An 11,915-nucleotide genomic window follows, 5' to 3' on the forward strand; every position below is an offset into this window, starting at 1 on the left:
TTTTAATTGACTTCGAGCAACTCGACATCAAAAACCAATGTGGCATTGGGTGGAATCACGCCACCTGCGCCGCGTGCGCCATAACCCATTTCGGGCGGGATGACCAAGGTGCGCTTGCCGCCGATTTTCATGCCTGCCACGCCTTCGTCCCAGCCGCGGATCACATGACCGGCACCAAGTGGAAAGTCGAACGGATCACCGCGATCGCGTGAACTGTCAAATTTCGCACCTTTATTTTCCGGTGCAGAGGCATCGTGCAGCCAACCGGTGTAATGCACAGTGACGTGCGCGCCTTTGGTGGCTTCGGTGCCGCTACCGACGGCGACTTCAATTTTCTCAAGTGTGCTCATATGATTCCTGTGAGGAGTTGATCAGGCCGTGCTTGGCAAGACCGGGGGTTTGGGTGTTTTGACACGCAAGCGATGCCAAAGCAATACGACAGTAAAAAGGGCAAACAGGCTATGCACGAGCCAGACGCCGATGCTGAAGGGCAGCTTACCCTTGATAATCCAGCCTTGCGAGATATTGATCAGATTCAGGTAAAGCATGGCGATCAAGCCGGCAATCAGCAGGTCTCCGGAGCGACCCATGCGTGGGTTGACGGCGCCGAGCGGAATGGCCATCAGGGCGAGATTCAAGGCAGCGAGCGGAACAGAAAGTCTCCACATGAGCTGACCGAGTGAACTGGGAACATTGTCTTTGACGAGAAGTTCGGTGGGCCGCGCGCGTCTGCTGGCGAGCGTTTGTTCTCGCGCATTTTCCAATGATTTTTCGCCGTCTTTACTTTCGATTCGAGCGCCGAAGCCGTCGAATTTGGAGAGACGCATCTCAGGCGAGCCTGGTTTGATGTCGTAGCGTTGACCAGGACCCAGGACAAGGAACTTGTCACCGTTGGGTTCGAAGACCGTCTCGGCCGATGAGGCCGTAATCAGCGTCAACCAGTCTGGATCCAGGATACGCATAAATACTTGACCGAGAGGACCATCTGGCTGACTCGATCCTTCGACGAAAAAGACGCGGGCGCCACCTTCTGTTTCCAGAAACTGACCGGGCGTGATCTTGGACAGATCGGAGCGCAATTCGAATCTTGCGCGATATTCGCCGATCTGGCGGTTGGCCCAGGGCGTACCAAAAAGTGTGAGCGATGCAATCAGAATGGCGACAGGTACGGCGACACGCAGAACCGGATTCATCCAGTTCAACAGTGAGAGTCCGCTTGAAAACCACACAACCATTTCAGACTCTCTGAAGTTGCGGGTGACTGTTGTCAGGACGCCGATAAAGATGGAGACGGCCAATATGATCGGCAGGGCAGCGATCGTGGTGAAGGCGGCTAACCCAATGACGACATCCGCACCGATACGACCTGCCGCAGCTTCGCCAAGCAAGCGCACCAGCACGACGCTGAGCCATACAACGATCAGCGTCGAGAGGACGACGCTGAAGTGGTTGGTGATTTCGGAGACGACTGAACGTTTGAATAGGGACATTGTGCGTGATGCCTCGGGGCATCGATGAAATGGTGCGGCGCAAACAACGCCATCACCATGAATTTAGCACAATGAGAATAGTCGAGCGTTAGGCGTTGGGCAGGCTGTTAATGAGTTGGATCATTCTTTTGCGCATTGCAGCATCAGGCAGTCGGCCCACGCCTCCCGCCATATTGTCCACCATATTAGACACGCGGCTGGTTGCAGGTGTAATGCAGGTCACTGCCGGGTGGCTCGCGACAAATTTCAAGAAAAATTGTGCCCAGGTCGTGGCATCAAACTCTTTGGCCCATTCTGGGACTGTCTGGCCTTTGACGCGGCTCCACAAGCGGGTGCGACCAAAAGGCGCATAGACCAGAACGCCGATGCCGCGTTCCTGTGCCAGGGGCAGAATGGTTTGTTCGGCGAACAGGTCATCGATGGCGTAGTTTGTGCCGATGAAATCCAATTTTTGGGTACGCATGGTGTCGATCATGCTTGCGTATTGATCACTAAAGGTGGTGGTGATGCCAAGGTAGCGAATCCTGCCTTTTTCCTTTGCCTCTCGCAAAATAGGAAGCTGAGTTTGAATGTCACCCATGTTGTGGATCTGGATGAGATCGATCACAGGTTTGCCAATACGTTTGAAGGAGGTTTCTAACTGCGCGCGTGCGGCTGCGGCGTCTGCAGCACCGCCACCTCTTGGCGCCACGTTGAGTTTTGTGGCCCAGAAAAGTTTTTGCGCGATACCAAGATTTTGTGCGATCTGACCTGCTACTTCTTCGGAGGCACCATAACTTGGGGCGGTATCAAAGACGGTTCCGCCGAGTTCAACCATTTTTGCCATCACATTTTTCAGGGCCTCGCGGTCTTCTGTGCGCGCGACTTGCGCGAAGGTTGCCGAGCTACCAAGGCCGATGATGGGCAGGCGCTGGCCACTTGAGGGGATGGCTCTCGTGAGGATGGGGCCGCTGTTGGCAAGCGCCTGCGCCCAAACGTTTGGCAACGCAGTGGTGGTGACGCCCGCAAGAGCGGTTTGAAGCCAGGTGCGACGGTTCATCATTCGAGTCTCCTGCATTGTGAGTTTTTAAAGTGAAGGTGTAGCGTTGGGATCCGTGCGTTTTGCCTGCGTGTAGCCTAGCCATAATCCCAGGCTCATCCAGATCACCGCCAGAGGCACGGCAAACCATGCCAGTCCAGCGAGTCCCATTCCCAGACGACCCAGCATGCCCTCGGTCTGAGAGCCGAGGGCGTCGCCTGTCCGGTATACAAAGGTATCGATAAACGCTTTTGCTTTGTAGCGTTCGGCGCGGGGGACGGTTGTGAAAAGGGTTTCGCGGGCGGGGCGCATGATGCCTCTCTGCACCGCGCGAAAAGATGCTTCAAAGGCAATCAGCGCTGCAAGTGAGCCCAGCAAAGCGAGACCGATGAAGCCAAAAGCGACGGTCAGTGGCAAGAGCGCCAGAGTGAAAGCGATGCCGAAGCGCTTGATCAAGTGGCTGGTTAGAAATGCCTGCAGTACAAAGGTCGCAGCTTGCGTGTAGAGGTCGATTTGGGCAAATGCCTGCGTGCGCGTATCTGTGTCCAGCGCCAGGGCCGCGACCATTTGTAGTCGTGTGAAATACAAGAGGGTGGCAACAATCGCCAAAATCAGTACGTAAACGGAAATGCCGAGCAAGTAGGGCGAGCGTATCACCGCGGAAAAACCTTCCCATGCGCTTCCACCAATGATGGCATGGTCTGCGTCCGGCTCTTCATTGTTGCGCTGTGGGTTTTCGTTTTTGATGTGTGTGAGCCACCATGCGCTGGCCACCGCACACATCAGAAATCCTGCCGCGATGAGAAGCAGCAGTGGTGTCCCATAAGGTTTGGCTAAAACACTTGCAAGCCAGGGTCCGAACATCGCTCCAAGTGTTCCGCCTAGGGAAATCGCGGCAAATAATCGCTGACTTTGCTCTTTTGAAAACCTGTCGCTCATCAAGGCCCAGAAGAGCATGGTGGCGAAAAGATTAAAAACACTGAACCAGACATAAAAGACTTGTCCGCTGACTGCGCCGATATGTGCAGGTGTCAGTGTCAGGAGTCCATAGAAAAAAAGCAGGCCAAGTGAAAAGAAGGAGTAGGTCGCCGTGATGAATACCAGTCTTCTGAAACGGCTGACGAGCAAACTAAAAAGCGGATTGACGAGTAACGTGACAAGCAAAGTCGCCATGAACAACCAGCGGATGGCTTCGATCCCACGCTGCATGCCAAGAGCCTCTCGGGCGGGTCGAACAACCATGAGTGCGCTGAGGATAAAGAAAAAAAACAGTCCCGCCACAAAAGTGGCGAGCAGTTCCTGACGCTTGATATTGGTGAAAGTTTGCAGCAAAGAGGTCATTGAACGCGGTCCCGAAGCCCGCATCCATCTTAACGACTTATGCGCAGTTTTGGGGTGTTTGAGGTGAGCGAGTCAATCAAGGATGAAAAACCGTAGACTAAAAATAGTTTGATCTCGAATGTGTTTCCATGGGAAAGATAAAATGACGTTCTATTGAAAGTTCATGTTCCTGTTTGACCAGTTTTTGAGAGAATCACAGTGCCTTTGCTCCCCACCGTTGACCGCGAAGAGGTCCACCAGCGTCAGATCGTCATGAAAGCCTATCGAAGGTCGGATGGTTTGTATGACATCGAGGGGCGGGTGGTCGACACAAAGACTGCGCCTTTCCTCTCACCACTTGCCCAGGCCGAACGTCAGCCTGGCGAGCCTGTCCACGACATCTGGGTGCGCTTGGTGATCGATGAATGGTTCGAAATCAAAGATGTGGCGGCAAGCTCTGACTCGACGCCTTTTGTGGTCTGTACCCAGGCGCCTCCCTCTTTGAAGGCGTTGATCGGCGCAAAGATTGGTGCAGGCTGGTCCAAAATCGTGAGGGAAAAACTCAAAGGAGCAGCGGGCTGTACCCACATGATGGAATTGCTGGGACCAATGGCGACCACCGCCTATCAGGCTTTGTGGCCGGTCACGAGCAAGCGTCCTCAGCCTGTTGATGTCAACGGTCGCCCCACCAAGATTGACAGTTGCTTTGCCTATGCAAGCCATACTGAAATCGTGGCACAGCTCTGGCCCGAACACTACACAGGACCAAAGATCACAAAGGAGTGATTCGAACCTGTTGGTAAAGTCTTTGCAGGTCTTTCGGCTCGCACAGATTGGTATGCGCGTTCATCACGGCTGCCGCCGCACTGGCCATGCCATATCCAAACGCGTGCTCTAGCGTGTCACCTTTGGCGAGTGCCCATAAAATCCCGGCCACAAAGTTATCGCCGGCGCCGACTGTGCTGACCACTTTGACTGGAATGGCAGGTGCCCGAAAGCTTTGTTCCGAAGTGACCAGCATGGCACCATCTTCTCCAAGGGACAGCGCCACGATCCGAGCCTGGCCGCGGCCGACGATTTCGCGGGCCGCCTGAAGCTGCTGACTTTCGGTTGTCAGTGACTGACCTAGGAGCTCTTCAAGTTCGCGCAGGCTGGGTTTAAACAGGTAGACGCCCACCGCGAGCGCGGCTTTGAGTGGGGCACCTGAGGTGTCAAGTACAAAATCTTGATTGTTCGCACTGGCGCGCAACGCGAGTTGGGCATAAAAGTCTTCTTTTACCCCCGGCGGCAAACTTCCGCTGGCCACGAGAAAGCGTGCCGTGGTGCCCAGTTCGACCATCGCATCGAGGCAAGCCTGTTGTTCCGATGGACTGAGAGTCGGTCCGGGCAATAAAAAACGAAAGTCTTGATTGCTTGTGGTCTCATGAACCGTAAAGCATTCGCGTGTCTCTTGTGCAATCGGAATCGCGTGTGAGACGACGCCTTCGTCTTGCAGCAGGTGCGTCAGAATCTGTCCAGTGTAGCCACCCGAAGGGTAGATCGCCGTTGTCGGCATTTCAAGTCGTCTGACGACTCTGGAAATATTGATCCCACCTCCACCCGCCTGAGTTTTCTCCTCGCTGCATCGCAGTTTGTGGGTGGCGACGACTTTGTCGACCGAGGTCGAAATGTCGAGGGCGGGATTCATGGTGAGGGTCACGATTTGCGTCATGGGAGCGGGCTCGTTTGCGGGATTCCCTTCGAATTATCGCTGAATCCCGTCACGCTATACTCGAAGGAGAAAATTAAAGGCATCCCGGGGTGCCTCGACTCGATGACGGAGATGAGTAATGCGTTCTTTGCTGTTTGTGCCCGCTGATAGCCCACGCAAGCTGGAAAAATCCTTGCAAAGCGGGTCGGATGTGCTGATTTTTGATTTGGAGGATGCAGTTTCTCCCTCCCGTAAACATGAGGGCCGCGAGGAGTTAGTCAAATTTTTGACTGAAGTCAAACGTTCAGGGCTCAAAACCCCCGAGCTCTATGTGCGTATCAATGCGCTGACAACCGGCATGACGCTCGCAGACTTGGCAGCCGTGATGCCCTGTCGCCCTGCCGGCGTGGTGCTGCCAAAGTCAACCGGTGCACGCGACCTCGCGCTCTTGTCCGCCTATCTCGAGGCTTTTGAACACTTGTATCCAGTGGAGTCTTCAGAGGCGCGCGGTTCAACCACATCGTCATCCGTTGCTTCGCAAACTTCAATCATTGCGATCGTGACCGAGACAGCTGATTCACTTGCCGGGCTCAATGAATATCGGGGCGCAACGCCCAGGCTCGCCGGCATGATGTGGGGGGCGGAGGATCTCTCCGGAGACATTGGCGCCTTGACCAACAAAGAAGAAGGCACGTCAGAATGGACATCGCCCTTCAATCTGGTGCGTTCACTTTGTCTGTTCGCGGCCTCTGCTGCAGGTGTCCCTGCGATCGACACGGTGCCTACGGATATTCACAACATCGAGGCGTTAAGGCGTGAGACACGTTTGGCCTATCGTGATGGTTTCTCGGCCAAGGCCGCGATTCATCCTGGTCAAGTGCCAGTGATCAATGAGGCAATGACACCTGATGCGGCGACGCAAGAATGGGCGACGCGTGTGATCGCAGCTTTTGCTGCCAGCGCAAGTGTCGGCGTGGCGACACTCGACGGAAAAATGCTGGATACGCCTCATCTGCGTCTCGCTAAAAAAATTATCGCGGCGGCTAAGCTCGCCTGAAGCATTAAGGAGCAAAACGAACATGGCTGGTCCGCTGGATGGTATTCGCGTCGTTGATATGACCTCGATTTTGATGGGGCCTTATGCCGCTCAGTTAATGGGTGACATGGGCGCCGACGTCATCAAGGTTGAATCTCCGCAGGGTGATATGGTGCGTGATGTCGGACCGATGTTGCATCCTCGTATGGGTTCGCTGTATTTGCATGTCAATCGCAGCAAGCGTGGCATGGTGTTGGATGTTAAAAAGCCCGAAGGCTTGGAAGCGATCAAAAAGCTGATCGCCACTGCGGATATTTTGCTCTACAACGTTCGGCCTCAAGCGATGGCGCGCCTGGGTCTGAGTTATGAAGTGGTGAGTGAAATCAATCCCCGTATTTTGTACGCCGGGACATTCGGATTTGGCCAAGATGGACCCTATGCCCACAAACCCGCTTTCGATGATTTGATTCAAGGCGCGATCGGTTTACCCTCGCTGATCAAGCAGGCGGGCGCGGATGTGCCGCGTTATGTGCCCTCGAATCTGGTGGATCGCACGGTTGGCTTGTATGCCACATCTTCCATTTGTGCCGCGCTCTACCATCGCGAGAAAACCGGTCGGGGTCAGCGGATAGATATCCCCATGTTCGAAACGATGATCAGTCATTTGTTGAGTGATCATATCGGCGGTAAAACTTTTGATCCACAATTTGGTCCACCCGGCTATCCACGTTTATTGGCCTCTGAGCGACGTCCTTACAAGACCTCAGACGGTTACGTGTGCGCTGTGATTTACAACGACAAACAATGGGCTTCCTTCTTCAGTGCCATCGGACGCTCTGAAATTTTTGAAAATGATCCGCGCTTCATCAGCTTGAGTGTCCGCACGCAGCACATCAATGATCTGCAAGGTTTGGTGGCCAAGATTTTTCTGGAACGCACCACGCAAGAGTGGCTCGATTTGCTGGAAAAGGCGGATATTCCCAGTATGCCTTTGCATGATCTCGAAACGATTTTCGAAGATCCACATCTCGAGGCGATCAAATTTTTTCAATGGGAAGAACATCCTTCCGAGGGCCGCATTCGACGTGTGGATGTGCCGACGACCTGGACCGACAGTCAGCCTCTGCCTGGCCGCCCCGCACCGATGCTGGGACAGCACAGCGAAGAAATTCTGCGTGAGTTAGGTTACAGCGATGAGTCCATCGCATCTTTCATCCGACAGGGTGTGACTCAAACGGCGGTGATGCCCAAGGTCGCATCATGACGGTAGATCGGGACGCCGCATGGCAACCCCTCAAAGGCGTGCGTATTGTTGATTTTTCCGTGCTGTTGCCCGGTCCTCTTTCGACAGTCTTGTTGGCGGATCTTGGCGCTGAAGTTGTCAAAATCGAAGCGCCGACTGGCGATCCGGCAAGACATCTTTTACCGGGCGTTTTCAACACGCTGAATCGAAATAAGCGTGGCGTCATGCTGGATCTGAAAGATCCTGCGAATATGCCGCGGGTCGCTGAACTGATGTGCTGGGCCGATGTAGTGGTCGAATCTTTTCGTCCGGGTGTCGCGCAACGCATTGGAATTGGTGTTGAAGTAGCGCGCAGCCATAATCCTCGAATCATTTACTGCTCAATGTCCGGTTTTGGTCAAGACGGCCCTTGGCGCGCCAAACCGGGGCATGATCTGACATACAGTGCGGCGGCGGGTGCAATGTCCCACCCGGGAAGCTGGGGTCAGCATCCTGCTCGCTCAAGTCTACCCGTCGGAGATCTGGTCGCAGGCATGATGGCTTCAAACGCGATACTGGCTGCTTTGCGCGAGAGAGATCTCACCGGACAGTCTGCGCATCTGGATCTCAGTATTTTCGAAGCGATGTTTTTTTGCGCAGCGACACGTCATGGGTTGGATCAAGAGGTGGATCTGACGAGTCACCTGTTTCCGGGTAATGACCTCTATCAGACTGCAGATGACAAAACACTTGCCCTGGGTTTGATGGAAGACCACTACTGGCAAGTGTTTTGCGATCGAGCCGCGGTCGTAGATGACAAGATGTTAGCTGTACGAGGTCTTGATGAGCATGCCCGGCGTGCTCGAGGCGATGCGCTCACAGCGACACTCAAGACATTGATTCGAGCTCGGACGCTTGAGCAGTGGTACGCGTTGCTGCGGGACAGTGACATCCCGTTTGAAGCATGTCTGACGCCCGCTCAAGCGGCCAGCTCGACGCATCTGCACGCGCGAGGGCGAGTCGTACAGCAAGCGGGTCAACAGTTTGTGCCCTTTCCAGTCACGGTCGATGGCCACCGCCGTCCCGCAGTGTCTCGCACCTGTCCGCATCTTGGGCAGGATACTGAGGCTTTTTTCAGTCAGATTCAAAGCGCCCAGCAATGCGCTGATTTAAAAGTATGAAGGAGTGACAATGGATTTTTCATTTTCGGAAGAGCAACAAACGATTCGCGAAGCGATCAGTAAGATTTGCGAACAATTCGATGATCAGTATTGGCTGGAAAAGGACCGCAATGGCGGCTTTCCAGTGGAATTGCATCAGGCGCTCGCGAAAGACGGTTGGTTGGGAATTTGTATCCCTGAGCAATACGGCGGCTCGGGTCTCGGGATCACCGAAGCCACCATCATGATGCAGGCGATCAGCGAATCGGGTGCGGGGATGACCGGTGCCTCGTCTGTGCATATGAATATTTTTGGTTTGAATCCTGTTGTGCAGTTTGCGACAGAGGAACAAAAAATGCGGATGTTGCCACCTCTGATCGAGGGACGCGAGCGTGCGTGTTTTGCGGTCACTGAGCCCAACACAGGACTCAATACGACGCAGCTGAAAGTCAAAGCGGAGCGTCAAGGTGACCATTATGTGCTGAGCGGAACCAAAGTGTGGATTTCGACGGCCCAGGTTGCCGAGAAAATGCTGATTTTGGCGCGGACGACGCCGCTTGAGGATTGTAAAAAGCACACGGATGGATTGAGCCTTTTTTATACGGACCTGGATCGTCGCTTCGTACGTGTCCATGAGATCGAAAAAATGGGCCGTAAAGCCGTCGATTCGAACGAATTGTTTATCGATGGACTCAAGGTGCCGGTAGAAGATCGAATCGGTGAAGAGGGCAAAGGTTTTCACTACATCATGCATGGCATGAATGCCGAACGCATTTTGATTGCCGCCGAAGGGATTGGTCTGGGGCGCGTCGCGCTCAAGCGTGCGACCGAGTATGCCAAAGAACGGATTGTATTTGATCGTCCGATCGGGATGAATCAAGGTATCCAGCATCCTCTTGCCGCATGCTGGATGGAGCTTGAAGCTGCTAATTTGATGGTGTTTAACGCGGCCACGTTGTTTGACAAGGGTGAGTCGTGCGGTGCGCAGGCCAATGCGGCGAAATACCTTGCGGGCGAAGCAGGATTCAACGCTTGCCAGCAAGCGGTCATGACGCATGGCGGGTTTGGTTATGCCAAGGAATACCATGTCGAGCGCTATTTGCGCGAGGTCTTGATCACACGTATTGCGCCGGTCAGTCCTCAGCTGGTGCTGTGCTTTATCGCCGAGCGAGTGCTTGGTTTGCCCAAATCATATTAGGAGATTGTGATGGCTGGTTTGTATTACGAAGAGTTCGAGATCGGGCAGATTTTTAAACACTCGATGACGCGCACGGTCACTGAAATGGACAACGTGCTGTTCTCGACCTTGACGATGAATCCGCAGCCTTTGCATCTGGATGCCGAATTTGCATCTAAGACGGAGTTTGGTCGGATTTTGGTCAACAGCTTGTTCACGCTGGGTTTAGTGATCGGGATTTCGGTTGGCGAAACCACGCTTGGTACCACAATCGCGAATCTCGGTATGACGGATACGCGTTTTCCAAGCCCTGTTTTTTATGGGGATACGATTCGTGTTGAAACGACCATTGTCTCCAAGCGCTTGAGCAAGTCGCGCACGGATGCCGGCATTGTTGAGTTTGAGCATCGCGGCATTAATCAACGGGGAGAGATCGTCTGTATCTGCCGCCGTTCTGGTTTCATGAAGTGCAAACCGGTTTGATGCAGTTCTGCACACAATTATGATGTTGCAAGCAGGACCCAAGCGGTATCTGCCTGACACCCAGATGGCGTTGGTGGTGTTGGTGATTTGTTTTGTCTTTAATATGCTGGGACGTGGCGTGGGAGATACCTATGTCACATTTCTGCTGCCATTGGAGACGGAGTTTGGGTGGAGTCGTTCCGAGCTCTCGAGCGTCTACAGTATTTACATGGTCGCCAACGGTTTGTCGGCGCCCTTTGTCGGTGTGCTCTTTGATCGCTGGGGACCGCGTCTGGTCTATTTGCTTGGCGTGGGCTGTTTAGGACTCGGTTATTTTTTTGCGGGTAGTCTCACACAATTGTGGCAATTTCACTTGTGTATTGGCATCGCGGGTGGAATCGGTATTTCAGCGATTGGAATGGTCCCTTCCGCGAGTTTGATCAGCAGATGGTTTCCCACGAGTACCAGCACGGCCATTGGCATTGCCTATGCGGGCTTTGGAGCCGGTACGCTGGTGTTGGTCCCCTTTGCCCAGTATTTGAATCAGGCGCTCGGTTGGCGCGACGCTTATCATGTGATTGGCGGCAGTCTGCTGATCGCTCTGCCGATCGTCATGTTGTTGCCCTGGCGAGTGATACGGGCGGGTGTTGCGACTGCGACAAACACCACACACGCATCTAACGCCTCAAACACTACACACACTACAAAAAAATCGTCCTTACCGAAATCTTCGCCGTTGCGGGCGGCTTTGCGTCATTCGGGTTTTTGGGGGCTCGCACAGGCTTTTTTCTTTACCTCAGTCGTGGTCTACACCGTACTGGTGCAGATGATCGCTTATCTTGTATCAACGGGTTTCACGCCGATCGAAGCCGCAAGCGCTTTTGGTTTTGCAGGTATTTTGTCTGTGCTGGGTGTAGGCTCGGCGGGTCGCCTGGCTGATGTTCTTGGTCCAAGACGGACCGCCACGTTAACCTTCATATGCACAACGCTTGGTCTGGCGAGTTTGTTGGCCCTGAGTTATTTTCCCTCGCACTGGTTTTTGATGACTTTTGTCGCGTTTTTCGGGATTGCTCAGGGCGCGCGTGGACCGATTATTTCCGGGTTGTGTTCAAAACTCTTTCCTGGTCCCGGTCTTGCGACGATTTATGGTGTCACCTACGCTTGTATGTCAGTGGGTGCCGCCTCGGGCGCCATGATGTCCGGACTTTTATACGACTGGACCGGGGGATATCAGGCCAGCATTATTTTTTCGATGTTAAATGTCATCTTGGCGGTGTCCCCATTCTGGGTCTATCGTGAACTCAGAAAATTTGGCTGAGTCATGAACATGATGAGAACAA

At 53.8% G+C, this 11,915-nt stretch carries 12 protein-coding genes; 7 read left to right on the forward strand and 5 right to left on the reverse strand.

The window, feature by feature from the left end:
* Positions 1-2 precede the first annotated feature (2 nt).
* The 4 genes from QWY30_RS13180 to QWY30_RS13195 all read right to left on the reverse strand — a co-directional run bounded on the left by QWY30_RS13180 (position 3) and on the right by QWY30_RS13195 (position 3,849).
* On the reverse strand, positions 3-350 hold the full coding sequence (locus QWY30_RS13180) for an FKBP-type peptidyl-prolyl cis-trans isomerase (protein WP_290241722.1): 348 nt from the start codon (positions 348-350) through the stop codon (positions 3-5).
* A 21-nt stretch (positions 351-371) separates the two neighbouring features.
* Entirely contained in the window at positions 372-1,490 is a 1,119-nt protein-coding gene (gene lptF / locus QWY30_RS13185; protein WP_290241724.1) for an LPS export ABC transporter permease LptF, read from the reverse strand.
* 88 nt (positions 1,491-1,578) lie between these two features.
* The gene (locus QWY30_RS13190; protein WP_290241725.1) at positions 1,579-2,532 is read right to left on the reverse strand and encodes an aldo/keto reductase; all 954 of its coding nucleotides are present in this window, start codon (positions 2,530-2,532) and stop codon (positions 1,579-1,581) included.
* 24 nt (positions 2,533-2,556) lie between these two features.
* Positions 2,557-3,849, reverse strand: a complete 1,293-nt coding sequence (locus QWY30_RS13195; protein ID WP_290241726.1) for an NTP/NDP exchange transporter — start codon at positions 3,847-3,849, stop codon at positions 2,557-2,559.
* A 198-nt stretch (positions 3,850-4,047) separates the two neighbouring features.
* Here QWY30_RS13195 and QWY30_RS13200 point away from each other — a divergent pair, with 198 nt between their 5' ends.
* Entirely contained in the window at positions 4,048-4,614 is a 567-nt protein-coding gene (locus tag QWY30_RS13200) for a DUF2889 domain-containing protein (protein WP_290241729.1), read from the forward strand.
* Here the strand turns inward: QWY30_RS13200 and QWY30_RS13205 are convergent.
* Entirely contained in the window at positions 4,601-5,539 is a 939-nt protein-coding gene (locus QWY30_RS13205) for a 1-phosphofructokinase family hexose kinase (protein ID WP_290241731.1), read from the reverse strand. The two genes, QWY30_RS13200 and QWY30_RS13205, sit on opposite strands and share 14 nt — an antisense overlap.
* 118 nt (positions 5,540-5,657) lie before the next feature.
* Between QWY30_RS13205 and QWY30_RS13210 the strand changes: the two genes are divergently transcribed.
* Genes QWY30_RS13210 through QWY30_RS13235 form a run of 6 tightly spaced genes read left to right on the forward strand, consistent with a single transcriptional unit; the run spans position 5,658 to position 11,893 of the window.
* Complete coding sequence (locus tag QWY30_RS13210; protein ID WP_290241733.1) at positions 5,658-6,575, forward strand: HpcH/HpaI aldolase/citrate lyase family protein; 918 nt, start codon at positions 5,658-5,660, stop codon at positions 6,573-6,575.
* 22 nt (positions 6,576-6,597) lie between these two features.
* On the forward strand, positions 6,598-7,818 hold the full coding sequence (locus QWY30_RS13215; RefSeq protein ID WP_290241735.1) for a CaiB/BaiF CoA transferase family protein: 1,221 nt from the start codon (positions 6,598-6,600) through the stop codon (positions 7,816-7,818).
* On the forward strand, positions 7,815-8,957 hold the full coding sequence (locus tag QWY30_RS13220) for a CaiB/BaiF CoA transferase family protein (RefSeq protein ID WP_290241738.1): 1,143 nt from the start codon (positions 7,815-7,817) through the stop codon (positions 8,955-8,957). Before QWY30_RS13215 ends, QWY30_RS13220 begins: the two co-directional genes overlap by 4 nt.
* A 10-nt stretch (positions 8,958-8,967) precedes the next feature.
* Entirely contained in the window at positions 8,968-10,134 is a 1,167-nt protein-coding gene (locus QWY30_RS13225; RefSeq protein WP_290241739.1) for an acyl-CoA dehydrogenase family protein, read from the forward strand.
* Between the two features lie 9 nt (positions 10,135-10,143).
* Positions 10,144-10,596, forward strand: a complete 453-nt coding sequence (locus tag QWY30_RS13230) for a MaoC family dehydratase (protein WP_290241740.1) — start codon at positions 10,144-10,146, stop codon at positions 10,594-10,596.
* A 19-nt stretch (positions 10,597-10,615) separates the two neighbouring features.
* Positions 10,616-11,893, forward strand: a complete 1,278-nt coding sequence (locus tag QWY30_RS13235; protein WP_290241741.1) for an MFS transporter — start codon at positions 10,616-10,618, stop codon at positions 11,891-11,893.
* The last annotated feature ends 22 nt before the right edge of the window (positions 11,894-11,915 follow it).

Source organism: Zwartia panacis, assembly GCF_030410395.1.
Lineage (GTDB): Bacteria > Pseudomonadota > Gammaproteobacteria > Burkholderiales > Burkholderiaceae_B > Zwartia > Zwartia panacis.